This window comes from Gordonia gummivorans (assembly GCF_022513585.1).
GTDB lineage: Bacteria > Actinomycetota > Actinomycetes > Mycobacteriales > Mycobacteriaceae > Gordonia.
Window position 1 is genome coordinate 36504 of the sequence record NZ_JAKWBF010000028.1, and the last position, 23992, is coordinate 60495.

Genomic DNA, 23992 nt, shown 5'->3' on the forward strand with positions numbered 1-23992 from the left:
CATGGAGCGGATGACGGGCCCCGACGCCCTCATGCTGAACATGGAGACGCCGAGCACGCCGATGCACACGCTCAAGGTCGCGGTGCTCGACACCTCGCGTCGCGGTCGTGTCGTGACTCTTGCCGAATTGCGTGAGGTGTTGCCTGGTTATCTGGGCAGATTCCCGCGTGCGACGCAGCGTCTCGAGTATCTCTCGGGTTATGGCGCGCGTCCGTTCTGGGTGCGCGACAAGGACTTCGACATCGACGCACACCTCGACGAGATGGTTCTCGAGGCCCCCGGCGGGCGGAACGAACTCGATGCGGTGCTCGCCGACCTCGCCGTCCGCAAACTCGATCGCACACAACCACTCTGGGCACTCACGCTCGTGCACGGCCTCGCCGACGGTCGGCAGGCCGTGGTGATCCGGGTGCATCATGCGGTGGCCGACGGGTTGGCCGCCCTCAACACGTTCATGGCGGCAACCAGCCTGCCGGGTCAACAGGTGACGCCGGCCCCGATCGGCTCGCTGAACAGCGGGCACGACGCGCGTGGACTGTTTCGAGCGGCCCGATCCGAGTCGTGGAAGCTGCTGCGCGGGGTGCCGACGGTCGTCGGCGACTTCGCTCGTGCCGCGCACGTCAAACGGAACGCCACGGGCCGTGGCCGCATCCCGAAACCACTGACCGTGCGACGCAACAGCTTCAACGCGCGCAGCGGGGCGCAGCGGGTGTGTGCCAGTGGCGACATCCCCCTGGCATCGGTGCAACGCGTTGCGCTGGCCACCGACACCACGGTGAACGGTGCGCTGCACGGAATCATCGCAGGCGCCAAGCGTGCCGAACTGCTGGCCCGCGGTGAGGAACCGGGAATCTCGGTCACCGTCTTCGGCGTGTGCAGGGATCTCGCGTCCACCCGAACCGAAGGCAATGAGATCGCCACGGCCGCAGCCTATCTCCGTACCGATCTGGCCGATCCCGTCGAGCGGGTGGTCGAGACCGCCGCGAGCTGCGAGGCAACCGTGCGTCGTCGGCGAGACCTGGGATTCGACCTGACCGCCAAGGTCGCCACCTACACCGGACGACTCGGGCCGGTGTTCCGCGCGGTCGCCGCGCACCGGGCTCCGCTGGTGATGAACAACATCACCACCGCCAACATGCCGGGACCCCGTGAGACACGGTGGGTCGGCGACATCGAGGTCGTCGACTGGATCTCCTTCGCGTTGGCGATCGCCCCGGCCGACGTGAATCTGACCGCCTACAGCTATGCGGGCCGAATCTCGATGGGGCTGATCGCCACTCCGGAATCCATGCCCGAACCCGCCGAGTTCATCGACCGCGTCCGAGAGTCACTGGCCGAGGTGGAAACCGCGCTCGGCATCGGCGATCGTGAACCGGTCGCAACGCAGGACGTCGGGTGACCGACTGGGAGTCCGCGTTCGCCCGCGTCGGCCTCTTCGCCGGCGTGCTGCCCCGTGCAGTGGGCAGCGCCCGCAACGCCGGTCAGGGCGATGCGCCGGCTGGTATCCCGCCGGCAGGATGCGGGCCGCGCGCGGTCGGCGAGACCGCCATCGACGAATTCTTCATCGCGGTCAACTCGGTGATCCGCGACATCCCGGCGCTGTCCGATGTCGAGGATGCGGTACAGCGCTGCGAGGCGGTCGCCGACGACTTCGCCGCCGCGGGCACGGTCGGGATGAACACCGAGCCGACTGCGCCGCGGATCTTGTCGCGGCGTCGACGAGTGTTCGGCACCACGGGTTTTCATCACATCGACTATCGGGTCGACGCGGCCGTTCCGTCGTCTGTCGCCGGAGTGGACCCCTACCGTGATGGGGTGGCCTCGGTGCGCGTGCTGACCCGGGGCCGCAGCGGACGACGCTGGCTGATCTGGGTGCACGGCGCCGCGCAGGGCCGCGCCGACGACCTGTACGCCTTCCGTGCTGCGCACCTGCACAAGAACCTCGGCTATGACGTCGTGTTCCCGGTGCTGCCCGCGCACGGTTCGCGGCGCGTCGAGCAGGTTGCCTACCCCGGATTCGATCCGCTGCGCAACGTGGTGATGACGATGCGCGCAGTCGCCGAGATCCGTTCGCTGATCACGTGGATCGACACGCACGATCCGGCCGACATCACCATTGCCGGAACCTCACTGGGCGGCCCCATCGCGTCGCTGGTCGCTTCGCTCGATCCGCGGGTCAGCTCGGTGCTCGCGGTCGTGCCGATGCTCGACATGCACGCCACTCTGGCCCACCACATGGCCCGCGGCGGATCCAAGGGCAAGGCGCTCGCGCGACTCATGAACTCCGACGCGGTGCGCGCCGTCTCGTCGGTCATCGACCCACTGTCGGTGGAACCCTTTGCGGCGCCGGGCCGTCGGATGGTGGTCGCCGCGCTCAACGATCGCGTGACGTCGGTGACCGCCGCGCAACGCCTGTACGACCACTGGGGTGGACACGTGCACTGGTACCCGGGAAGTCATGTCGGACACGCCATCTCCGGTGATATCCGGCGAGCGACCGATGCGTTTCTCGCTGATCAAGCCGATGTCCCTCCGGTCCCTGAGGTGCGAGCTTGCGAGCCTCGAAGGGCCTGGTGAGGTGCCACCCTTCCGCTGCCTGAGGTGCGAGGAGCGCTAGCGACGAGCCTCGAAGGCTTGGTGACGTTCGCTCGTTGGTCGCCGAATTCGTTTGTCTCACCATCCCTTCGAGGCTCTCGGCTAGCGCCTCGAGCACCTCAGGGAGCGGTGGGGTTGCGGCGCGCGACGGGGTGAGTGATGGCTCAGGGCACGAGATCCGGATTCGCGTCGGCGAGGATCTCGTCGCGGTCGTCGGCGAGGACGAACCCGCCGGCGATGGCGGCTTCGGTGGCGTCGCGGTAGTGACGGTCATATTTGTCGCGGGTGCCGTACCGGGCGGCCAGCAGGTCGCTGGGAACCGTTGTGGTGGAACCGAAGAGCAGACAGATCCGGGACACCGGGTCTGCCACCACGCCGCTCAAGACCTGGGTGGGCGCATCGACACACGGCGTGCGAACCCCGCCGACAACATTACCGATCTCGTCGGTCACAAAGACGGGTTCGGCGTCGGGGGAGTGCTCGAGGGTGAGTGGCTCGCCTGCCGGCGGTGTGGTGCCGTCGGCGACCCAGCCGTGCAGATGACGTAGCGCCGCACGCAACACGAAACGCTGCTGACCACGGTTGACCGGAGTCGGGCAGCCGAGCATCTCCTCGTACGGGCCGATCTGATGCAGATCCGCGTGCGCCGCACCCGCGACCTCCCAGGTGCGTACCCGATCGGTATCCGGTTGCCGGGCACAGTGATAGCGGAAGTTGGTGAGCAGATCCGTCTCGGTCTGCACCGTGAACACCGGTACCGCGAGGTCGTCGCGGACCGGAGCGGGTTCGCCGGTGAAGGCCAATTCGATGTCGCTCGGCGCACCCACCTCGCCGAGTGGTAACCCCGACACCGAGCGGCTGTGGATGAGGTAGCCGTCGTATACCTGATGGTCGCCGGCGAATCGGTTGACGTAGGTGGTCAACGCCATCGCGGACTGCGATTCACCCACGGCCAGCGTGCGTGTCACCGACAACCCGGCCAGTGGGTGCGCGTCGTCGGAGGGCAGACCCAGCACCTCGCCGATGGCGCCGAAGATGTCGAAGCAATAGGCGTCGCCAGGGTGCCGCAGCATGCCGTAGCGCGCGGAGTCATTGGCAGCGAGACTCTGTGGGCCCGGTTGCCCGAGATCACCGACCGAACCCGCGCCACCCTCGATGCCGGTGTACTGCGCCGACACCCCGACCCACGCGAAGCCGCCGCGAACGAGTTCCTCTGCGAGATAGGTGTATTCGGGTGCCGCATCGTTTCCGCTGCTCACGTTGAGCCATTCGACGACGAGCGTGCCGTTGAAGCTTTCGGCCGATACGGGGCGTCGAACGAGGATTCGGGTCACGAACTCGGCGGGATCGGCGTCGCCGTTCGCCGTGACCCCACGGACGATGCCGTTGACCGCATACTCGGTCTCGACGTAACCGTGGGCATCGAGGTCCGGTCCGGGGGTGGCGCTCAGCAGCGAACACCCGTTGCCGCCGGCCAATTCTCGAAACAGCACCGTCACCCCTGTGCTTCGCGGGCCTGCGCCTTACGGTGCTTCTTGATGACCTCGCCGAACATCATGTTCATCTTGGTTCCGGTGGGCCATCCCACGTAGTAGCAGAGGAACAGGGCGATCTCCTCGAGTTGCTCGGGGGTGAGCTCCTCATTGCCCAGGGCTGCGCCCGCCTGGATCTCGGCGACATCGACCTGACCGCCTGCGGCAAGCGCTCCGAGAAGTAGTAGACGCCGATCGCGCATCGACAGACCCTCGCGGGTCCACACCTCGGCGAACAACTGGTCGGCGGTGTGCGCGAAATGCAATCCGGGACCGTCGGACATCTCCCAGCCATAGACCTTCGACATCATGTCGACGCCCCGCTTGCGCTGTTCGGTACCTTCGCCCCCGACTGCCGTTCCTGACGTCATGACGGATCTCCTTCCTTGTGTGGCACTCCGAGTCCCGCGGCGAGATCGCGCAGGGCGATCGCGCCGAGGGGGAGTTCCACGTCGAGCTTATCGCCGAGTTCCAGCGCCAGGGACAGATCCTTCTCACCCAGCGCGCGGACATGGGTGAACACGCCGTACCAGAAGTCGTCGTCGGCGATCGGTGCGGTGCTGTCGCGCAACATGATTGCCCCGGCGCCGCCGGTGATGGCGTCGGTGTGGCGAACCACCTTGCCCAGCTTGGCGATGTCGATGCCGGCCGCCTCGGCCAGCCGCGCCGCCTCGGTGGTCGCGGTGAACGAGATGAAATGCAGGAGGTTGCGGGCGAGCTTCATCTTGGTCCCGGCGCCGACCTCCTCACCGGCGTGCACGATCATCTCGGCCGCCAGCGAGAACGGTTCCTTGAGCTTGAGATAGGACTCGCGGTCGCCCCCGACCATGATCGCAAGCCGTCCCTGCTCGGCGCCCGGTGCGCCACCCGAGATCGGTGCGTCGAGCAGCACGACGCCCTTGCCCGCACAGGTTGCGGCCAAGTCAGTTGCGGTGTCGGGGGAGATCGTCGAATGCACGGTGATGATGGTGCCGGGCTTCGCCGAGTCGAGGAGCCCACCTTCTCCCGCGACGACCGTACGGACCTGTTCGTCGTTGACGACGCAGATCCCGACGATGTCCGAGTCGGCGGCCAACTCGGCCAGCGAATCCACCGCGCGGGCACCTTGATCCACCACCTTGGCGACGGCGTCGGGTGCGAGGTCGAACACCGCGAGACCGCCGGACCACTTGGCCAGCCGGCCTGCCATCGGTCCACCGATGTTGCCGAGCCCGACGTAGCCGAGACGAAGGTCGCTCATGACCGGATGACCTGGCCGCCGTCGACGTTGAAGATCTGGCCAGTGATCCAGTTGGCCTCATCCGAGAGCAGGAACTTGCACATGCCCACCAGATCTTCGGGCTGTCCGAAACGCTTGAGCGGCAAACCGTTCACGATGTCCTGGACCATCTCCTTGGGGGTGGTGGTCCGGGTGGCCTCGGTGTCGATCGGCCCCGGTGCGATGGCGTTGACCCGGATGTTCTGTCCGCCCAGTTCGGTGGCGAGCTGCTGGGTGAGTCCGTTGATACCCACCTTCGCCAGACCGTAGAAACCGCTGTACAGCCAAGCAGCAGTGGAAGACTGGTTGACGATGGCGCCGCCATCCTTCATGTGCGGGTAGATCGCGCGGGTCACGTTGAGTGCACCGTCGAGGTTCACGCTCATGAACTTCTTGTAGTAGTCCCACGGCACCGTGATGAGGAAGTCGAGCTTCATGCCGCCGTAGATGGCGGCGTTGTTCACCAGACCGTGGATGGTGCCGTACGTGTCGACCGTTGCCGTCGCAAGCGCCTGCGCGGAAGCCTCGTCGGAGACATCGGTACTGACATAGAGCCCACCGATGTCGGCAGCCACCTGCTTGCCCTTCTCGTCGGCCAGATCGGCGACGACGACGTTGGCGCCCTCGTCGGCCAGCCCACGCGCGTAGGCCTCACCGATCCCACCGGCGGCACCGGTCACGATGATGGTCTTGTTCTCGAAACGTCCTGTGGTCATGGAGTGCTTTCTTGTTGTGGGGTTGCGTGGTGGTCTCGACGCGACGCCTCGCCCAGGGGCTCGGTGTCGGCTCGACCAGCGTGGTGGGTGGGGTGATTGCTAAGCGGGGCGGGCGACGGCCTTGGTCTCGAGGTATTCCTCGAAACCGGCGACACCCATCTCGCGGCCGATGCCGGATTGCTTGTAGCCGCCGAACGGGACGTCGGCCGAGTACCAGATGCCGCCGTTGATGCCCATGGTCCCGGTGCGAACACCGTTGACCACCTTGTTGATTCGGTCTTCGTCGGTGCCGTAGACCATGCCTGATAGTCCGTAGGGGGAGTCGTTGGCGATGCGGATCGCGTCGTCGTCGCCGTCGTGGGGGATGATCACCAGCACCGGCCCGAAGATCTCCTCCTGGGCGACGCGCGCGGAGTTGTCGAGACCCGAGATCAGAGTGGGCTCGACGAAGAATCCCTTCTCCTTGTCGGCGGGACGGCCGCCGCCGATCTCGATGGTGCCGCCCTCTTCCTTCGCGAGCGCGATGTAGGACTCGACGCGCTCGCGCTGGACCGCGGAGATCAGCGGACCGCAGATGGTGCCGCCGTCGGTGGGATCACCGGCAGGCAAGCCCGCCAGGGCATCTCGGGTTGCCGTGATGGCGTCGTCGAGCTTCTCGCGCGGAACCACCAGACGCGTGGTGATCGCGCAGCCCTGGCCGGCATGGGTGACCACCGCGAAGGCGGCCATCGCGCAGGCCCCGCCGAGATCGGCGTCGTCGAGGACGATGAACGCCGACTTGCCGCCGAGTTCCAGGAAGACCTTCTTCAGTGACTCCGACGCGGCGGCCATCACCTTCTTGCCCGTCGCCGTCGACCCGGTGAAGGACACGATGTCCACTCGGGGATCGGTCGACAACTGTGCGCCGACGGCGTGGTCGCTGGAGGTCACGATGTTGATGACGCCGGGCGGGAGGTCGGTCTCCTCGGCGATCACCTTGCCGACGAGAGCGGCGGCCCATGGGGTGTCGGGTGCGGGTTTGAGCACCACGGTGCAGCCGGCGGCCAGTGCCGGACCGATCTTGGCGAAGTTGATCTGATGAGGAAAGTTCCACGGGGTGATCGCACCGACGACCCCCACGGCCTCGCGTCGGATCTCGCGATGATTCTTCAGGCCCATCGGCTTGGCGTTGCCGAGGTCCTCGGTCCAGGCGAAGTTGTCGGCGAGATCGGCGAAGTAGCCCAGATCGTTGACGGGACCCTCGAACTGCGGCCCACCGGTGAGGAAGGCCGGGCACCCGATCTCCTCGGTGGCCAGCGCCCGGAACTCGTCGGCGTGCCCGAGCAGGGCGTCGCGCAACTGGCGGAGGCACCGCGCACGCAGCGCGTGATCGCGCGACCAGTCGGTGTTGTCGAAGGCGTTGCGTGCTGCGGCGATCGCCGCGGACATGTCGTCGGCGGTGCCGTCTGCGGCCTGGCCGATGACCTCTTCGGTTGCCGGGTTGACGATGTCGAAGACACCACCCTGGCCTGGGGTTAGTTTGCCGTCGATCAACAGATCCGACGCGGATGCGGGGCGTAGTGCCATGGTCTGGGCTCCCATAGTGACTGAACTACCATCTGGACAGGTGTCTGGACTCGTGATCAAACCTAGTGTAGCCTCGCTCACATGTCCAGTCCCGTATCTCAGGAATCCACTCGTCGGCGCCTGACACAGCAGCAGGCGGAGACGGTCACCAAGCTCACCGATGCAGCCGTCGACATCCTCAACCAGGACGGATTCGACGGACTCACCGTCCGGTCGGTGGCCAAGTTGGCCGGGGTGGCGCCCGCGACCGCCTACACCTACTTCTCGTCGAAGAGCCACCTGGTGGCGGAGGTGTTCTGGCGCCGACTGTCTGCCGGGGTCTCCGAGCCGGACCCCACCGCGACCCATACCGAGCGCGTCGCGCAGGTGCTGCGCGAGGTGTCGATGGTGGTGGCCGGCGAAGGGCAACTCGGCGGTGCGGTGACCATGGCGCTGCTGGGCACCGACCCCGACGTCGAGCACCTGCGCCTCCGCATCGGTGGGTTCATCCGCGTACGGCTGGCCGAAGCACTCGAAGTGGACCCGGAGAATCCTGGCCCGCTGCTCGACGCGCTGGAAATGATCTACGCCGGCGGCCTCGTGCACGCCGGCATGGGGCACATGACCTACGAGCAGACTTCCGAACGTCTTGTCGCAGCCGCACATCTACTGATGGAGAAGTGATGACCGAGATCACCCTCGGGACCGACGGGATGGAGAAACGCCTCCCGTTCGATCCCTATGCCTATGACTTCCACGAGGATCCGTATCCGACCTACCTTCGGCTACGCAACGAAGCGCCGGTGTACTACAACGCCGACATGGACTTCTGGGCGTTGGCGCGCCACGAAGATGTGCGGGCCGGTTTCCGCGACACGGTGCGCCTGTCGAACAGCTGGGGCGTGTCGATGGATCCGTCGTCCTACGGTCCCGACGCACACAAGTCGATGTCGTTTCTCGCGATGGACGATCCCAAGCACATGCGTATTCGCAAGCTGGTGTCCAAGGGGTTCACGCCGCGCCGCGTCAACGAGCTCTCCGAACGCATCGAGCAACTGACGCAGCAGCATTGGAATATCTGCCTCGAGAAGGGCGAGTTCGACTACGTCGCAGACTTTGCCGGTCTGCTGCCGATGGATGTGGTCTCGGAGTTGCTCGGAGTGCCGGTTGCCGACCGCGCGCATCTACGGCACCAGTCGGATCTGTTGCTACACCGCGAAGAGGGTGTCCTCGACATCCCGGAAGCCGCGATCTATGCGTATCTCGAACTGCACAAGTACTATTCGGCGCTGATTGCCGACCGGCGCAAGAACCCGGGCGAGGATCTGGTGTCGGCGCTGATCGAGGCCGAGATCAAGGACGACGAGACCGGCGAGAACACCAAGCTGACCGAGGACGAGATCGTCGGCTTCATGGTGCTGATGGTGGTGGCCGGGAACGAGACGACCACCAAACTGCTTGCCAACGCGCTGTATTGGGGCTGGCAGAATCCCGATGAACTCGCCAAGGTGCTCGCCGATCAGGCTCTCGTGCCGGACTGGACCGAGGAGACGCTGCGCTATGACAACTCGACTCAGATGGTGCTGCGACGCGTCGTTCAGGATGCGCCCTACGGCGATCTCGTGATTCCCGAGGGGCATCGTGTGCTCCTGCTCGTCGGCTCGGCCAACCGCGATGAAGATGTCTTCGGTGCCGACGCCGACCGCTATCAGATCGGGCGGGACTGCAGCCAGGCCCTGATGAGTTTCGGTATGGGCGCACACTTCTGCCTCGGTGCGCATCTCGCCCGGCTTGAGTCCAACGTCGGCCTCGCCGAGGTGGTCAAGACAATCAAATCGGTCGACATCGACATCGAGAACGCGGTGCGCGTGCATTCGGTGAACGTACGTGGGTTTGCGGAGCTTCCGGTGAAAGTGCAGGTGCGCTGATGGCCTACATTCCTCATCCCGACCGTCGTCCGGTCCTGGTCGCCGGCGCGTCGTCGGGTATCGGCGCCGCGACGGCCGAATGGCTTGCCGCAGCCGGATATCCGGTTGCGCTGGCGGCCCGTCGGGTGGAGAAGCTGCAGGAGTTGGCAGACAAGATCACCGCCAACGGTGGTGAGGCAGTGGCGGTTCCGCTCGATGTGACCGACGAGCAGTCCGTGCTCGATTGTGTCGCCAAGGCGGAAGCCGCACTCGGCTCCTTGGAGATCGTGGTGGCGGGCGCCGGCGACCTGGCCGTGGGCCTCTCCTACGACACGTTGCCCGAGGAATTCGCCGCGCAGATCAACATCCACCTCACCGGCGCCTACCGCATCTACCGGGCCGTGATCGGTGGCATGATCGACCGCACGCGTGGCGATTTCGTGTTCATCGGTTCCGACGTCGCCATTCGTCCGCGTCCGTGGTCGTCGGCGTATGTCGCCGCGAAGTCGGGGATCGACGGACTGGTCGCGACCATCCAACTCGAACTCGAGGGCACCGGAGTGCGCGCGGGGGTGGTTCGTCCGGGTCAGACCCTGACCGGGATGGGTATGAACCTCGACCCCAAGGACACCGAGGACATGCTCAACGACTGGATCAAACACGGGCTGGCCCGGCACGGCAATTTCCTTGCACCAGAACATATTGCGCAAGCCGTTGCCGCGATGGTCACGATGCCCCGGGGTGCGCACATGCGTTCCGTCGAGGTCGAGGCCGAAGGCGCCATTCCGCGAGCGAAACGCGAACAGAAAACCCAGGATTCGACAACACCGAACGGAGCCGGCTCATGACCGCACTCACCAAGCCCAAACGTGTCTCCGGCGGTGACGGAGAACACGGCCACCTCGACGAGCTGGCGACCGACCCGATCTCGCTGTTTTGGCGGGTCCGGGAGGAATGCGGCGACGTCGGCCAGTTCCAGCTCGCCGACCGCGAAGTGGTCCTCGTCTCCGGCGCGCTGGCCAACGAGGAGTTCTTCCGTGCGCCCGAGGAAGACCTCGACCAGGCCGCCGCCTATCCGTTCATGACTCCGGTGTTCGGCGAGGGCGTGGTGTTCGACGCCAGCCCGGAGGAGCGGTCCAAGGCGATTCACAACTCGGCCCTCAAGGGCCCGCACATGAAGCAGCACGCGGTCACCATCCCCAACGAGGTGGAACGCATCATCGCCGGCTGGGGCGACGAAGGTGAGATCGACCTGCTGGAGTTCTTCGGTGAGCTGACTCTGTACACGTCGTCGGCCTGCCTGATCGGCCGGAAGTTCCGCGAACAGCTCAACAAGCATGTGTCCGAGCTGTTCCACGACTTGGAGAAGGGCACCGACCCTATCGCCTATGTCGACATGCACGCCGACATCGAGAGCTTCCGCAAGCGCGATTCCGCGCGCGCCGAGCTCGTCGAGTTCATCCAGGGCGTGATGGACGAGCGGGTCGCGAATCCTGTTGAAGACAAAGAAGATCGCGATCTGATGGACATCCTGATCCAGGTCGGGTTCGATGCCAACACCATCACCGGCATGTTCATCTCGATGATGTTCGCGGGCCATCACACCACGCAGGGAACGGCGGCGTGGACACTGATCGAATTGCTGCGCAACCCCGACTACATGAAGCGGGTCTACGACGAACTCGACGAGATCTACGGTGACACACCGGCCGGCGAACGACCGGAGTACACGTTTGCCCACACCAGGCAGATGCCGCTGCTCGAGAACGCGCTCAAGGAGGCTCTGCGACTGCACCCTCCGTTGATCATCCTGATGCGCTTGGTACAGCACGACTTTCACATCGAGGACTTCGAGGTGAAGGCAGGCCAGACCATCGCTGTCTCGCCGGCGGTGTCCAACCGGCTGCCCGAGGACTTCCCGAATCCGGACTCCTTCGATCCCGACCGTTACGTGAAGCCGCGCCAAGAGGATCTGGTGAACCGGTGGACGTGGATTCCGTTCGGTGCCGGCCGGCACCGTTGTGTGGGTGCACAATTCGCGATCATGCAGCTCAAGGCGATCTTCTCGGTGCTCTTCCAGAACTACGAGTTCGAGATGCTCCAGCCGTCGGAGTCCTACCGAAACGACCACTCCAAGATGGTCGTTCAGCTCCAGCAGCCGTGCCGCGTGAAGTATCGTCGTCGTACCGACGCTCCCGCAGGTGCAGGAGCATGACGGCCATGCGCATCGAGGTCGATCTCGACATCTGCCAAGGACACGGTATGTGCGAGATGGAGGCCCCCGACGTCTTCGAGGCACATTCCGACCACGTGGAGATCCTCAACGACCATCCCGACGAAAGTCAGCGCGAGGAGGTCGAGGCAGGCGTGCACTACTGCCCGACCCAGGCCTTGCGAATCATCGAGAACGAATGAAGTGGAGTGACAATGCCTTTTGATCGTGCCGAACTGGAAGAGATGAAAGAGCGCTGGCTCGCGGCCAACATCGAGGCCGAGAAGGCCGGCGACTGGAAACCGTTGGCGGAGTTCTACACCGAGGACGCCACCTACGGGTGGAACTACGGTCCGGACAAGGACTTCATGGCCGTCGGTCGGGACGAGATCCGCGATATCGCACTCGGCCAGGAAATGGAAGGCCTCGAAGGTTGGGAATATCCCTACCAGGAATGGGTCATCGACGACCAGACCGGATCCATGATCGGCCTGTGGAAGCAGGTGTACGAGGGCAAGCGTGAGGACGGAACCCAATACGCGCTCGAAGGTATCCAGGGAAGCTGGTTCAAGTACGGCGGCAACTTCCAGTTCTCGTGGCAGCGAGACTTTTTCGACTATGGAAACGTATCGGCACTGTTCATCGAGATGCTGAAGAACAACGCGATGAGCGACGGCATGCTCAAGCGGATCGAGAAGGCCACCGGCGATCAGCCCGGCTGGTATCCGTTCGGCAAGGCGCCCGTCGCGTTCTGGTGACCTGACGTGACTCAAACAGCCCCGACCTACCCAGGTCTGAGTCAACCTCAGCTCGCCACCCTGGTGCCCGAGCTCCTGCTCTCGGGTCAGATGATCGACCGCAGCGGCATGGCCCATCTCATCAGTGCCTTCGGACGGGATGTGATGGGTCAGGTGGCCATCGAGGAGTGGATGGCCGCGAGCCCGGTGTACACCTACCGCATGCGCGCGGCGCTGGGTATCGACGGTGACGGCGTGGAGGACATGTTCAAATGCCTCCAGCTCGACATCGGTGCGCCGCCGCAGTTCATGGATTTCCGCTACGAGATCGAGGACCGCTACCACGGCTCGTTCGTGCTGAATCACTGTGGCGCGCTGATGGACGTCGAGCCGATGGGTGATGACTACGTGACCACCATGTGTCACGACATCGAGGACCCGACCTTCGACGCCACCGCGATCGCGACCAACCGTCGTGCGCGGATCCGGCCGATCCATCGTCCGCCACGACGGCCCGTCGACCGTCACCCGCACTGCGCGTGGACGGTGACCATAGAACCGGATCGCGACGAACTGCCATTGCCGGCCGACGCCGTCGACATGTTCACCACCCAAGCGGGTTCGGTGGCCCTGTCGCCGATCGACGAGTCGGCCACGGACGGTTTCGTCGACTACCGGGGTCCGTTGTTCGAGGACATCCAGTTCCGTGAGTGGTCGCATACGGCCTTGGTCCGGATCGCCGAAGAGGTTGCCTTGCAACATCAATTGCTGGCTCTCGGATTCCTGTGGAGTGTTCGGCGCCAGGCCGAGACCGAGGAACAGGCGCGGGAGATCTACGGTAAGCAGCTCACCGGGATCGCCGGCCTGGCCGCCGACCGGCTACGGCAGGCACTGGATCTGCCGCGCGACGCCGCCGGTCTCGCGTCGGTCATAGCCCTGCATCCGTGCCTCGGGCCCGTTCAGTACACGGGTGTCACAGTCCGGGCCGATGGCGACGACGTGGTGGTCACCATTCCGTCTTCGTCGGCCGCGGTGGACGACGGTGGCTGGCTCAGCCTGATCGACAGTGACCATCTGGAACCGCTGCAGGCGATCGCGACCGCCGTCGACGAGCACTGGGAGATCGCCGACTCCACGCAGACCGACGCCGGACTCGAGGTGCGCTTCCGTGTAGGGGAGCGTGCGCACAAGGAGTCTGGTGAGGTGGCCATCGCACGTTTCAGTTCCGGCTCGACGTTCGAGTTCACCGATCGTGGACGGTCGATACCCATCACGCCCGTGGGCAGTTCGGCCTGATGCCGGGCGGTGAGGGGAGACCACCGGTGACCGCCCGACTGTCCGGGCGGGTGGCCATCGTGTCCGGCGCCACCCGCGGGATCGGTCTGGCCGTCGCGTATGCGCTGTCGGGGCAGGGTGTTTCGCTGGTCGTCAACGGCCGGGACAAGAGTGCGGTCGACGACACGGTGGCCGAGATCCGCGGTGGTGGCGGGTATGCGGTCGGGGTCTGCGGATCCGCGGGCGATGACGGTGTCGCACAACAGATGGTCGACACCGCGCTCTCGGAGTTCGGGGCGCTCGACATCGCCATCAACTGTGCCGGCATTGCCGAACCGGCCGGATCGACGATCCTCACCATCGACACCGCAGACTTCCGCGAGCAGATCGACGCCCACCTGATGAGCGCCTTCCACATCACGCAGGCAGCGGGCCGGGTGTTCGCCGAACAACGGTCGGGGTCCATCGTGCTCACCGGATCGGCCGCTTCCCTCGGATTATTCGGCGGCAGTGGCTATCCGGCGGCCAAGGGTGGCGTGAACGCATTGGCGCTCGCGGCCAACTCCGACCTCGCACCACACGGGGTGCGGATCAATGTCGTGATGCCGGGGGCGAAATCGCGATTGTCCAGTGGCGACGATTACGTGCGCCACATCGAGAGTCTGCACGAGCGAGGCATCCTCGACGAACTCACTCGTGACGCCGCGCTCGACCCGGCACCGCCCGAGTACGTCGCACCGCTGTACACCTTCCTTGCCGGCGACGCGGCCGACCACATCTCCGGCCAGATCTTCAGCGCATCAGGCGGATTCATCGGCAGATTCGAACCGCAACAGGCCAGCTTCGTCGCCTACCGCGACCACCAGGACAGCGCGCCGTACAGCCTCGAGGAACTGGCCGAGTTGCTCGGGTGACGTGCGTCGATCAGGCATCGCACAACCGACTCCTTCCGCTCCCTGAGGTGCTCGAGGCGCCAGCCGAGAGCCTCGAAGGGCTGGTGAGACAACGAATGTCATCTCACCAGGGGGGCTTCGAGGCTCGCTTCGCTCGCACCTCAGCCATCGGTAGAAAAGCCGCTCGCAAGCTCGCTCCTCAGGGCAACGCCTCAGCCGGCGGAAGGCGACTCCTTGGCCTCAGTACGGTTGCGCTCGCGCTCCAGCCAGAATCGGGCACCATCGGCGATGGCGTCGGTGACCGGGCGTGGGTGCCAGTCCAGTTCGGTCTCAGCCTTCGCGTGGCTCATCTGCGACATGTGGTGCATCAACCGGACGGTGTCGATCTTCAGGCGCTGCGAGCGGCCGGTGATCCGAGCGCGGGCGGTGCCGACCGCGCCGGCTCCGTACAACGCGGCCTTGCCCAGCACGAGGCGCGGTGGGGGTACGTCGGCCGCTCGAGCTGCGGTGGTGATCACCTCGCCGAGATCGATGAAACGCTCGGACACGATGTAGCGTTCGCCCGGTCGTCCCCGATCGGCGGCGGAAGTCAACGCCGTGGCGGCGTCGTCCACGGCGACGGCCTCGGCCTTCATGCCACGAACTCCGAAGGGCATCTTGCCCAATGCGGCCGCCGCCACGAATGACCCGTGTGGAGTGGGCTGCCAGTCGCCTGAGCCATAGGTGTTGGAGACACATGCTGCCACGACCGGAACTCGGCCGTCGTGGGCATAGCCGAGGGCCAGCCGTTCGCCGGCAACGCGCGATCTGACGTAGTCGGTCGCGGAGTCGTCCCAGTTGAAGTCGTCTGTCTCATCGACGATCCGGCCGGGATGACGACCGATCGTCGCCATGGTGCTCGTATAGGTGAAGGAATCGAGTCCGGATGTGGTGGCCACGTCGAGAACGTTGCGAATGGCCTCGACGTTGGTGCGGAACAGCGGAGCCGGGTCCGAGAGCCATGCTCGGGTATCGACCGCGCAGTAGAAGACAGTGCGGCAGCCCTGCATTGCGCTCCTGATCGAGGAGGTGTCGAACAGATCGCCGGTCACGTGCTCGAAGTCGAGATCCGCGAGTCCGCGCAGATCGCTTGTCGGCCTCGTGAACACGCGGACGTCGGAACCGTCAGCCAACAACTGTCGGACCAGATGCGACCCGAGAAATCCGTTGCCACCGATGACGAGCTTCATCGGCTCGCCACCAGGTCGTCGATCGCCGTTGCGCTGCGATGCAGCATTGTCTCGAACATCGTGTCGCCGCGCGGGGTCGGTTGGGCTGCCGCAGAGCCGAATACCACGATCAGCGGTCCCTGGATGAAGTTGGCGACGTAGTCGTCCCAGCATTCCTCGGGCGAGTATCCCGACACCCCGTGTGACAGGAGCGCGTCATGGTATGCGGCGACGATCCGGCGTTCGTGCGCACGTCGATCGTCGACCGTGAGGCTCGTGCTCAAGAGAAAGGCTATGTCGCGCAGTGGGTTACCGGAAACGATGGTCTGCCAGTCGATGATGGTGACGGTGTCGTCGGCGCCGAACAGGACGTTGTCGATGCGCAGGTCGCCGTGGACGAGGGCGACGCTGCGTTGCGGTGTGACCAGCCAGTCGCCCGCCTGCGCCACCAGCCACTCCACTGCGCCGTCGTCGATGCCGACCGGTGCGAATCGGTCGCGGTAGACCTGGGCCATCGGTTCGAGCACGGACTCCATGAGTGCCCGGTCGTCGTCGGTGGGCAGTGGGAAACGGTCGATGAGGTCGGCGTCGTTCCATCGTGGGCCGTGGAGGCCGGCGGCCGCGATCGCCACCGATTCCGCCTGCGCCGGTGTGCATCCGGCGATCTGATCGCCCTGACGCGCGTCGGCCATGTCTTCAAGCAACAGCACGAACTCGGCGCCGGTAGGTGAGATGACCGAACCGAAGTGCCGTGGCACCGGCACCCGAAAGGTGCTCGCGAGGTCCTGGTAGAATCCGACCTCGTTGCGGAATGCTCCACAGGCGAAGTCACGCTGATCTTGTGGCCCGGTGGCCATCTTGGCGATCATGGTGTCGGGCAGCGTGGGGGAGGCCTCGGCGTAGGTCAGGCGGATCCGATACGACCCGGCCATCTGCCCAGTGCCCACCGGTTCGGCCGAGACCGACGTGACTTCGGCGTCATGGTCGGCGCTGCGCAGGATGTCGGTGAGCCGCTCGGCGGTGAGATCGTCTGCGGCGGTGGGTATCGCGCTCACGGAGTCATCCTTCCGGGATTCGTGGGCAGTTTTCGCGTCGTCTCCGGTCGGATCTGCCGGTAAGCGTCGACGACCGGCGTCAGTTCGGTCGGGGTCGCGCCGTGCAGGATCACCGAGTCGACGTCGAGATCGAATTGGGCAGCCACGGATCGTGCCGCACCATGGGCGTCGCCGATCGCCGAATCGGACACCCAGGCATCGGGGATGGCGTCGGCCAGCTCCGCGAGCTCGTCGACGGTCGCGGTCGCGTCGATCGGTCCGCGGGCGTTGGTGAAAGCCGCGGTGGCACGGACACGTTCGAGATCGGCATCCGACCAACCGTTCGCGGCCATCAGCGGGCCCGGGTAGCCCTGCAGATAGGTCGCCAACCGCCCGTATAGCCGGCGCATCCGGTCGTTTTCGTCGAGGTCGTCGGTGGCGGTGGCGAGGACCGACCAGATGCGGATCGACGCGGGGTCACGCCCGGCTCGCTGCGCGGCGGCGCGGACGTGGCCCACGGCGCGCCGAGTCGCATCGGCGCTCAGAAAGGTGTGCAGCACAACGCCATCGGCCATCTGACCGGCGAGCTCCAGGGTTCGACGACTCATCGTCACCAGCATGATCGGCGGTGGGGCGTCGAGCTTCACCCCGAGGTGCAGTAGCGGGTAGGAGCCGATCGGACCGTCGTGCCCGATCACCATCTCCCCAGACCACAAACGACGCAGTACCGCGGACATGTCGGAGAGTTGTGCACCGGTCACGTCGGGGATGCCGAGGATCTGCCACTGCGCGGCGATGCCTCGGCCCAGGCCGAGCGCGAATCTCCCCTGCGAGAGTTCACCCATCGTCGCGCCCATCGTTGCGGTGATGATGGGATGTCGCGTGTTGTGATTGGTTGCCGCGGTGGCGATTCCGAGTCGATCTGTCGCTGCTGCCAACGCGCCACACAGCGTCGGCGCATCCTTGATGTTGAACCGTTCGGAGACGAACGCGGTCCCCAGTCCGATCTCGTCGGCGATGCGCGCTTCGGCGAAGAGCTCGGCCGGGGTCACCGGGTGGCGGGAGAGTGCGTAGTAGCCCAGTTCGGCCAGAGGTCCGGTCATGTCAGGCCGGATTGCCGGCAGTGACCGCCGAACGGTAAGTGCGCGAACGGGGTTCGCGGACCCACAGGGTGCCGTCGCCCGCGGTGACGCCCTCGGTCTTCAACGCACGTTTGAGGATCTTGTTGGTCGCGGTGGTGGGGAGGTCGTCGGCGATGCGGACAAAGCGCGGCCACGCCTTGGGGGACAGGTCGGCCTGGTCGGCGAGTTGCGCGGCGAAGTGGTCCGGATCGAAGTCGGCGTCGTCCTGCAGGACCACCGCAGCCATGATCGCGTCGCCGACGTGCTCGTCGGGGACAGCGTACACGGCCACACGGTTGATCTCGGGGATACGCAACAGGATTCGCTCGATCGGGCCGGCGGCCAGGTTCTCGCCGTCGACGCGCATCCAGTCGCCGGTACGTCCGGCGAGATAGATCCAGTCGTCGGCATCCTTGTACGCGAGGTCGCCGGACCAGTACTTGCCGTCGCGCAGGCGTTCCTGCGTCGCACCGGCGTCGTTGTAGTAGCCCATGAACATGCCGCCGCCGTCGATGTTGACGAGTTCGCCGATCGCCTCGTCGGCATTCGCCAGAGCGCCGTTGGCATCGAATTCTGCTCGCGGACACTCTATTCCGGTCGCGGAGTTGTACACCGCGACATTCGGGAAGCCCTTGCCGATCGACCCGTGCGGCGTGCCCGGTTCGCGGGTGATGATGATGGCGAGTTCGGTTGAGCCGAAGCCGTCCCAGACGGTGCAGCCGAAACGCCGGGAGAACTCGTCGATGTCGCGGTCGGTGGCCTCGTTACCGAATGCGACCCGCAGCGAGTTGTCGGCGTCGTCGGCCTGCTCGGGCGTGGCGAGGATGTAGGCGAGTGGTTTGCCGACGTAGTTCATGTAGGTGGCGTTGTACCGCCGGATGTCGGACAGGAAGGTCGACGCGGAGAACTTGGCGGGAGCCATCGCGGCGCCACCGCACAGTGCGACGCAGTAGCCGCCCATGAGTGCGGCCGAGTGGAACAGTGGCATCGACAGGTAACAGACGTCGCCGGGACCGACGCTGTACTTGTCCACCAGAACCGGGCCGGCGAACGGAATCATCATGTGCGCGAACTGAACCGGCTTGGGGTTGCCACTGGTGCCGGACGTGAAGATGAGCATGAAGGTGTCGGTCGCCGTCGGTATCGAATGCGGCGTCAGGTCTGTGGCATCGGCGAGCAGATCGGCCCACTGCGACGACGAGGTGTCGAAGATCGTGACATCGGGCAGGTCGAGGCCGTCGAGCAGCGGTCGATGCTCGGCGTCGGTGATCAGGATCTGACAATCCGCGCGCTTGATGTCGGCCGCGAGACCGTCGCCACGTCGGGTGTTGTTGACCCCGACCGTCACATAGCCGCCGAGCGCTCCCGCGGCAAGGGCGATGAGCATGTCCGGAGTGTTCCCCAGCAGTACGCCGACATGCATCGGCCGACCCGTGTCGGCAGCGGCAAGGACGGTTGCAGCCATGCGCTGGGCGTCGGCGATGTACTCGCGCCACGACCACGTGCCGCCGTCGTAGGTGATGGCGAGGTTGTCGTCGTCGGCGCGGGCATGGAGAAGCTGGGTGACTGTGTCGGCCATGCGGCCAAATCTAGAACGTGTTCTCGATTCGTGTGTACAGATTTCGAAAATTGTCTACTCGGCGGTGGTCACCGGCGAGTGAACGACCCCGAACCGGGAATGATCGTGAAGGTCTGCGTGCGCTTGCCCAGGATCGTGGTGGTGAACGAGATCCGTCCGAGCCCGGTCTTGATCGTGGCTCCGGGCATCGAACGCGGGCCGGCACACACTGGGAACACCTCGTCGCCCATCTTGCCGGTGCGGGTGTTTCGCCAGGTGACCGCCATCCGGGCGTCCTTGAGATTGGTACGACACGCATTGTCGGCGCGCGGAACCGCCGCGATCCGAGTCGCACCCTGGGGTGCCAGAGCGACACCCAGGGAGACGGCGAACACGTCGGTGATCCCCCGGTCGGAGACCGTGATGCCGGCGTTCGGGACCTGTTGGGCGGCGATGGGTGGTGGCTTGGGCGACGTTCGATCCGGCGCTGCGGACGCGACCGGAAGCGTGCACATCGTCAGCGCTCCGGCCGCCATGGTCGCGCCGGCGAGGATAAATCCCCTGAGTCTCATCTGTATCTCCTGTCACTTTGGCCACACTTGAGGCTCACAATACTGGAGTGGCCTGCATCTCCTCAAGACCTCCTCGGTTCTCGGTGTGGACGCGCGTCCTGATAGATAACTCTCATGAGTCCGCTCCGCGAGCCGTTGGCCACCTTCCACGTCGGCCACCTCGAGCGTGCCGGCGACACCGGCGCGATCGCCGAACAGCAGTTGACCGCCCGTTTCGCCGACCATCGCGGGCGAATCGAATTGCCCGCTCTCGGCGTCCTGTTCGACCACCTCGGCGGCATCCCCTATCAGCTCGAGCAGTTCAAGTCGGGCGGCTTCACGATCCAGGCCCGTCTGTCCCTCTCGGCACTCGGCCACATCGACGTCGGCGACCGCCTGTCGTGCAGTGCCGACCTCGCCACGCACGACGACCAGTGGGGCGTCACCCGCGTCGAGATCCGCACGTCGACCGGCCGGGTGTGCTGCGTCGGCAGCGCCCGCAACACCGTCGTCGGACGATCCGCCGAGCTGCCGACATCGCTCGAAGACGAAGCAGGCGGCGACATTCCGGACTGTGCCGATGCCGACGGCGCACTGCTGCCGCTCGCCATCGAGCCGTCGTTGCCGGGACACGACATCGTCACGCAGTTGGCGTCGGGTGTGCGGTCACCCGGGCCGCTGGTCGAACTGCTGAACGGGGCGGTCGAGATCGAGGGCGAGGGTCGCGACACGGTTGTCCGGCTTCGGGTCCGGACCGAACCGTGGATGGGCAACATGTTCGGCACCATGCACGGCGGTGTCATCGCGACGATCGTCGGCCAGGCGGCCTCGCTCGCCGGGCAAGCACACACCGCCCCCGGCCAGGACTACACGCTGGCCGACCTCGCGGTCGGCTTCTACCGGTCACCAGCGGTGCACGGTGGGGATGTGGTCGCCGAGGTGGTGCCGATCAAACTCGGCCGCCGCATCGGCTCCTTCGAAGTCACCCTGACCTCGCACGACGGCGCGCTCCTCAGCCGCGGGACGGCCGACGTCCACTACTGCTGAGCGTTAACCTTGCGCACTGCGTGTTGAGGTGAACGCGGACCCTTTCACCGCTCCCTGAGGCGCGAGGAGCGCTAGCGACGAGCCTCGAAGGGCCTGGTGAGAGGACATTTTCAGCGCACCAGGGGCTTCGAGGCTCGCAGGCTCGCACCTCAGCCAGCGGATGGTGTCAGTCGGCGGAAGGGCAAGGCGCAGGTTGTAAAACAATCATGCGTGCTTGATTTTTCTGGCGCCCCGTGTGACGCTGGTCTCATGTCGATCGTGCAAGAGCTCGTGGCCGATCTCGAGGCGGAATCGCAGCAACTCGATGCGCTGGTCGCCGACCTCGCGCCTGAGGCGTGGGCGACGCCGACGCCGGCGGCGCGGTGGACCATCGCACACCAGATCGCGCACCTCGCCTGGACCGACGAGGCGGCTGCGCTGGCGGCGTCCGATCCTGACGCCTTCAACGAGGCCCTCGCGGCGGCGGCGCAGAATCCTGCGGGGTTTGTCGACGACGCCGCCGATGCGGGTGCCGCTGCATCCCCAGCCGAGATCCTCGACGGTTGGCGCGCGGTGCGCACCAAGCTCGCAGATCTTCTGGTCGCGGTGCCCGACGGTGTGAAGATCCCGTGGTTCGGGCCCCCGATGTCGGCGGCGTCGATGGCGACGGCACGACTCATGGAGACCTGGGCGCACGGCCTCGACGTCGCCGACGCCCTCGGTGTGACGATGCCGGCGACCGATCGGATCAAGGGGGTCGTGCACATCGGTGTTCGTACCCGCGACTACGCCTACATGGTGAACGGTCGGACGCCACCGACGGCGCCTTTCCGCTACGAGATCGTCGCGCCCTCCGGCGACGTGTGGACGTGGGGGCCCGACGACGCGACCGACGTCGTGCGCGGGCCGGCCGAAGACTTCTGTCGGCTCGTGACCCAGCGTCGGGCGCTCGCCGACCTCGACCTCACGATCACCGGTGACGACGCAATCGAATGGGCTTCGATCGCACAGTGTTTCGCCGGTCCGCCCGGGACCGGACGGCGCGCCGCCAACTCGAAGGGACATGCATGACGAACGGGCAGAGGCCATCGGTGATCCGCATCGGCAACGCATCCGGCTTCTACGGCGACCGCTTCTCGGCGATGCGGGAAATGCTCGAGGGCGGCGAACTCGACTACCTCACCGGCGATTACCTCGCCGAACTGACCATGCTGATCCTGGGGCGGGACAAGCTCAAGGACCCGTCCCTCGGCTACGCGAAAACCTTTCTGCGGCAAATGGAAGACTGCCTCGGGCTCGCGATGGACAACGGGGTGCGCATCGTCGCCAACGCGGGCGGCCTCAATCCGCACGGACTGGCGGTCGCGTTGCGCGAGCTTGCCGACAAGGTCGGCGTCGATGCAGAGGTTGCCTTCGTCGCGGGCGACGACCTGGTGAAGCGAGCCCCCGAACTCGGGCTCGGGAACCCGTTGACGGCCAACGCGTATCTGGGCGGGTTCGGGATCGCCGACGCGCTCGACGCCGGCGCCGACGTCGTCGTGACCGGACGAGTGACCGACGCATCGCTCACCGTCGGACCGGCGGTCAGCGCCTTCGGTTGGGAGCCAGACGATCTCGACGCACTCGCAGGCGCCGTCGTCGCCGGCCACGTCATCGAATGCGGGGCGCAGGCCACCGGCGGAAACTATGCGTTCTTCACCGAACTCATGGGTTCCGGGAAGATGGGGCGCCTCGGCTTTCCGATCGCCGAGATCGCCGCGGACGGATCGTCGGTGATCACCAAACACGAGGGAACCGGTGGTGCGGTGACCGTCGGCACGGTCACCGCCCAGCTCCTGTACGAGGTCGGAGGTCCGCGCTACCTTGGGCCGGACGTGACGACGCGCCTCGACACTGTTCACCTCGAACAGCAAGGCGAGGACCGCGTTTCCATCACCGGAGTGCGTGGTGATCCACCACCAGACACCGTCAAGGTGTCGCTGAATCATCTTGCCGGCGTGCGCAACGAGATGACGATGATCCTCACCGGTCTCGACATCGAGGCCAAGGCCGAGCTGTTCAAGGAGCAGTTCCTCGCGGCACTGCCGACCTCGCCCGCCGAGATCAGCTGGGAACTGTCCCGCCTCGATCACGCCGACGCCGAAACCGAAGAGCAGGCATCCGCGCTGTTGCGTTGTGTGGCGCGCGATCCGGATGCAAAGCAGGTCGGGCGGGCGTTCAGCGGCACGGCCGTGGAATTGGCCTTGGCCAGCTATCCGGGCTTCACGATGACCGGCCCGCCCGGAAACGGCACGCCCTACGGTGTTTTCGAGCCCGGCTACGTCGACGCCGCGTCCGTCGAACATCGGGTGGCCCGGCACGACGGCGTGGTGCAGCTCGTTGATCCAAGTCCGCTGCGCACCAAGGTTCCTGCCGACACACCCGACGAACCCGGTCTGTCGGCGACCGATTGGGGACCGGCCGCGATGGTTCCCCTCGGCAGCATCGCCGGCGCCCGCAGCGGCGACAAGGGTGGCAGTGCCAACATCGGTGTGTGGGTGCGCGATCCCGATCACTTCGACTGGCTCGACGAGACCCTCGACGTGACGTTGCTCAAGCGGTTGCTGCCGGAGGTCGCCGACCTGACGGTGCATCGCTACCGGCTGCCGAACCTGCTGGCCGTCAACTTCGTGATCGAGGAAGTGCTCGGCCGGGGCGTCGCCGAGAACGTGCGGTTCGACCCGCAGGCCAAGGGCATGGGGGAGTGGCTGCGATCGCGGCCGGTGCCGATTCCGCTGAGCTTCACAGAAACAACCGATCCCGAGACAACCGAGCAGGAGTGACG

23 protein-coding genes are annotated in these 23992 nt (G+C 65.9%); 13 read left to right on the plus strand and 10 right to left on the minus strand.

Annotated features, from left to right (window positions below):
- Nucleotide 1: 1 nt before the first annotated feature.
- A complete protein-coding gene (locus MKW15_RS18630; RefSeq protein ID WP_374247454.1) occupies nt 2-1399 on the plus strand; it encodes a wax ester/triacylglycerol synthase domain-containing protein in 1398 nt (465 codons plus the stop codon).
- Nucleotides 1396-2577: an alpha/beta fold hydrolase gene (locus MKW15_RS18635; RefSeq protein ID WP_240860744.1), complete on the plus strand. Its 1182-nt coding sequence runs from the start codon at nt 1396-1398 to the stop codon at nt 2575-2577. Before MKW15_RS18630 ends, MKW15_RS18635 begins: the two co-directional genes overlap by 4 nt.
- 182 nt (nt 2578-2759) lie before the next feature.
- Here the strand turns inward: MKW15_RS18635 and MKW15_RS18640 are convergent, their stop codons facing one another.
- The 5 genes from MKW15_RS18640 to MKW15_RS18660 form a co-directional block, all read right to left on the minus strand.
- Nucleotides 2760-4088: an alpha/beta hydrolase domain-containing protein gene (locus tag MKW15_RS18640; protein ID WP_240860803.1), complete on the minus strand. Its 1329-nt coding sequence runs from the start codon at nt 4086-4088 to the stop codon at nt 2760-2762.
- Between the two features lie 2 nt (nt 4089-4090).
- The gene (locus MKW15_RS18645; RefSeq protein ID WP_240860745.1) at nt 4091-4498 is read right to left on the minus strand and encodes a carboxymuconolactone decarboxylase family protein; all 408 of its coding nucleotides are present in this window, start codon (nt 4496-4498) and stop codon (nt 4091-4093) included.
- On the minus strand, nt 4495-5367 hold the full coding sequence (locus tag MKW15_RS18650; protein WP_240860747.1) for an NAD(P)-dependent oxidoreductase: 873 nt from the start codon (nt 5365-5367) through the stop codon (nt 4495-4497). Before MKW15_RS18650 ends, MKW15_RS18645 begins: the two co-directional genes overlap by 4 nt.
- Nucleotides 5364-6101, minus strand: coding sequence for an SDR family oxidoreductase (locus MKW15_RS18655; RefSeq protein ID WP_240860750.1), 738 nt, complete (start codon nt 6099-6101; stop codon nt 5364-5366). Before MKW15_RS18655 ends, MKW15_RS18650 begins: the two co-directional genes overlap by 4 nt.
- A 99-nt stretch (nt 6102-6200) precedes the next feature.
- Nucleotides 6201-7667 carry an aldehyde dehydrogenase gene (locus MKW15_RS18660; protein WP_240860753.1) on the minus strand — a complete coding sequence of 489 codons (1467 nt, stop codon included), beginning with the start codon at nt 7665-7667 and terminating at the stop codon, nt 6201-6203.
- 81 nt (nt 7668-7748) lie between these two features.
- Between MKW15_RS18660 and MKW15_RS18665 the strand changes: the two genes are divergently transcribed.
- The 8 genes from MKW15_RS18665 to MKW15_RS18700 are packed head-to-tail and all read left to right on the plus strand — an operon-like array spanning nt 7749 to nt 14691.
- Nucleotides 7749-8330 carry a TetR/AcrR family transcriptional regulator gene (locus MKW15_RS18665; RefSeq protein ID WP_240860755.1) on the plus strand — a complete coding sequence of 194 codons (582 nt, stop codon included), beginning with the start codon at nt 7749-7751 and terminating at the stop codon, nt 8328-8330.
- The gene (locus MKW15_RS18670; protein ID WP_240860757.1) at nt 8330-9574 is read left to right on the plus strand and encodes a cytochrome P450; all 1245 of its coding nucleotides are present in this window, start codon (nt 8330-8332) and stop codon (nt 9572-9574) included. The genes MKW15_RS18665 and MKW15_RS18670 overlap by 1 nt, the downstream gene beginning before the upstream one ends.
- Nucleotides 9574-10401: an SDR family oxidoreductase gene (locus MKW15_RS18675; protein WP_240860759.1), complete on the plus strand. Its 828-nt coding sequence runs from the start codon at nt 9574-9576 to the stop codon at nt 10399-10401. The genes MKW15_RS18670 and MKW15_RS18675 overlap by 1 nt, the downstream gene beginning before the upstream one ends.
- Entirely contained in the window at nt 10398-11768 is a 1371-nt protein-coding gene (locus tag MKW15_RS18680; protein WP_240860762.1) for a cytochrome P450, read from the plus strand. The genes MKW15_RS18675 and MKW15_RS18680 overlap by 4 nt, the downstream gene beginning before the upstream one ends.
- A gap of 5 nt (nt 11769-11773) precedes the next feature.
- Nucleotides 11774-11968: a ferredoxin gene (locus tag MKW15_RS18685; protein ID WP_240860805.1), complete on the plus strand. Its 195-nt coding sequence runs from the start codon at nt 11774-11776 to the stop codon at nt 11966-11968.
- A 12-nt stretch (nt 11969-11980) separates the two neighbouring features.
- Complete coding sequence (locus MKW15_RS18690; protein WP_240860764.1) at nt 11981-12523, plus strand: nuclear transport factor 2 family protein; 543 nt, start codon at nt 11981-11983, stop codon at nt 12521-12523.
- Between the two features lie 6 nt (nt 12524-12529).
- Nucleotides 12530-13798, plus strand: coding sequence for a hypothetical protein (locus MKW15_RS18695; RefSeq protein ID WP_240860765.1), 1269 nt, complete (start codon nt 12530-12532; stop codon nt 13796-13798).
- Entirely contained in the window at nt 13798-14691 is an 894-nt protein-coding gene (locus MKW15_RS18700) for an SDR family NAD(P)-dependent oxidoreductase (RefSeq protein WP_240860768.1), read from the plus strand. Before MKW15_RS18695 ends, MKW15_RS18700 begins: the two co-directional genes overlap by 1 nt.
- 191 nt (nt 14692-14882) lie before the next feature.
- On the opposite strand, the gene MKW15_RS18705 is transcribed toward MKW15_RS18700, so the two are convergent.
- From MKW15_RS18705 to MKW15_RS18725, 5 genes are all read right to left on the minus strand, one after another.
- Nucleotides 14883-15899, minus strand: a complete 1017-nt coding sequence (locus MKW15_RS18705) for an NAD-dependent epimerase/dehydratase family protein (protein WP_240860769.1) — start codon at nt 15897-15899, stop codon at nt 14883-14885.
- Nucleotides 15896-16933 (minus strand): ecdysteroid 22-kinase family protein, encoded by a 1038-nt coding sequence (locus MKW15_RS18710; protein WP_240860770.1) that lies wholly within the window; start codon nt 16931-16933, stop codon nt 15896-15898. Before MKW15_RS18710 ends, MKW15_RS18705 begins: the two co-directional genes overlap by 4 nt.
- Nucleotides 16930-18015 (minus strand): TIGR03857 family LLM class F420-dependent oxidoreductase, encoded by a 1086-nt coding sequence (locus MKW15_RS18715; RefSeq protein ID WP_240860771.1) that lies wholly within the window; start codon nt 18013-18015, stop codon nt 16930-16932. The genes MKW15_RS18710 and MKW15_RS18715 overlap by 4 nt, the downstream gene beginning before the upstream one ends.
- A gap of 1 nt (nt 18016) precedes the next feature.
- Entirely contained in the window at nt 18017-19612 is a 1596-nt protein-coding gene (gene fadD1, locus MKW15_RS18720) for a fatty-acid--CoA ligase FadD1 (protein ID WP_240860772.1), read from the minus strand.
- Nucleotides 19613-19680: 68 nt separating this feature from the next.
- A complete protein-coding gene (locus MKW15_RS18725; protein ID WP_240860773.1) occupies nt 19681-20163 on the minus strand; it encodes a hypothetical protein in 483 nt (160 codons plus the stop codon).
- A 114-nt stretch (nt 20164-20277) separates the two neighbouring features.
- Here MKW15_RS18725 and MKW15_RS18730 point away from each other — a divergent pair, with 114 nt between their 5' ends.
- The 3 genes from MKW15_RS18730 (at nt 20278) to MKW15_RS18740 (ending at nt 23990) form a co-directional block, all read left to right on the plus strand.
- Nucleotides 20278-21189 (plus strand): PaaI family thioesterase, encoded by a 912-nt coding sequence (locus tag MKW15_RS18730; protein ID WP_240860775.1) that lies wholly within the window; start codon nt 20278-20280, stop codon nt 21187-21189.
- Between the two features lie 249 nt (nt 21190-21438).
- Nucleotides 21439-22239 (plus strand): TIGR03084 family metal-binding protein, encoded by an 801-nt coding sequence (locus tag MKW15_RS18735; protein WP_240860777.1) that lies wholly within the window; start codon nt 21439-21441, stop codon nt 22237-22239.
- On the plus strand, nt 22236-23990 hold the full coding sequence (locus tag MKW15_RS18740; protein WP_240860778.1) for an acyclic terpene utilization AtuA family protein: 1755 nt from the start codon (nt 22236-22238) through the stop codon (nt 23988-23990). Before MKW15_RS18735 ends, MKW15_RS18740 begins: the two co-directional genes overlap by 4 nt.
- Nucleotides 23991-23992 lie beyond the last annotated feature (2 nt).

Excerpts from the sequence above, each read along its gene's own strand:
- MKW15_RS18690 (WP_240860764.1), top strand. The coding sequence starts at position 11,981 with ATGCCTTTTGATCGTGCCGAACTGGAAGAGATGAAAGAGCGCTGGCTC.
- fadD1 (WP_240860772.1), bottom strand. The coding sequence starts at position 19,612 with ATGGCCGACACAGTCACCCAGCTTCTCCATGCCCGCGCCGACGACGAC.
- MKW15_RS18650 (WP_240860747.1), bottom strand. The coding sequence starts at position 5,367 with ATGAGCGACCTTCGTCTCGGCTACGTCGGGCTCGGCAACATCGGTGGA.
- MKW15_RS18735 (WP_240860777.1), top strand. The coding sequence starts at position 21,439 with ATGTCGATCGTGCAAGAGCTCGTGGCCGATCTCGAGGCGGAATCGCAG.
- MKW15_RS18630 (WP_374247454.1), top strand. The coding sequence starts at position 2 with ATGGAGCGGATGACGGGCCCCGACGCCCTCATGCTGAACATGGAGACG.
- MKW15_RS18670 (WP_240860757.1), top strand. The coding sequence starts at position 8,330 with ATGACCGAGATCACCCTCGGGACCGACGGGATGGAGAAACGCCTCCCG.
- MKW15_RS18700 (WP_240860768.1), top strand. The coding sequence starts at position 13,798 with ATGCCGGGCGGTGAGGGGAGACCACCGGTGACCGCCCGACTGTCCGGG.
- MKW15_RS18675 (WP_240860759.1), top strand. The coding sequence starts at position 9,574 with ATGGCCTACATTCCTCATCCCGACCGTCGTCCGGTCCTGGTCGCCGGC.
- MKW15_RS18705 (WP_240860769.1), bottom strand. The coding sequence starts at position 15,899 with ATGAAGCTCGTCATCGGTGGCAACGGATTTCTCGGGTCGCATCTGGTC.
- MKW15_RS18645 (WP_240860745.1), bottom strand. The coding sequence starts at position 4,498 with ATGACGTCAGGAACGGCAGTCGGGGGCGAAGGTACCGAACAGCGCAAG.
- MKW15_RS18680 (WP_240860762.1), top strand. The coding sequence starts at position 10,398 with ATGACCGCACTCACCAAGCCCAAACGTGTCTCCGGCGGTGACGGAGAA.
- MKW15_RS18715 (WP_240860771.1), bottom strand. The coding sequence starts at position 18,015 with ATGACCGGACCTCTGGCCGAACTGGGCTACTACGCACTCTCCCGCCAC.
- MKW15_RS18655 (WP_240860750.1), bottom strand. The coding sequence starts at position 6,101 with ATGACCACAGGACGTTTCGAGAACAAGACCATCATCGTGACCGGTGCC.
- MKW15_RS18725 (WP_240860773.1), bottom strand. The coding sequence starts at position 20,163 with ATGAGACTCAGGGGATTTATCCTCGCCGGCGCGACCATGGCGGCCGGA.
- MKW15_RS18660 (WP_240860753.1), bottom strand. The coding sequence starts at position 7,667 with ATGGCACTACGCCCCGCATCCGCGTCGGATCTGTTGATCGACGGCAAA.
- MKW15_RS18740 (WP_240860778.1), top strand. The coding sequence starts at position 22,236 with ATGACGAACGGGCAGAGGCCATCGGTGATCCGCATCGGCAACGCATCC.
- MKW15_RS18730 (WP_240860775.1), top strand. The coding sequence starts at position 20,278 with ATGAGTCCGCTCCGCGAGCCGTTGGCCACCTTCCACGTCGGCCACCTC.
- MKW15_RS18685 (WP_240860805.1), top strand. The coding sequence starts at position 11,774 with ATGCGCATCGAGGTCGATCTCGACATCTGCCAAGGACACGGTATGTGC.
- MKW15_RS18665 (WP_240860755.1), top strand. The coding sequence starts at position 7,749 with ATGTCCAGTCCCGTATCTCAGGAATCCACTCGTCGGCGCCTGACACAG.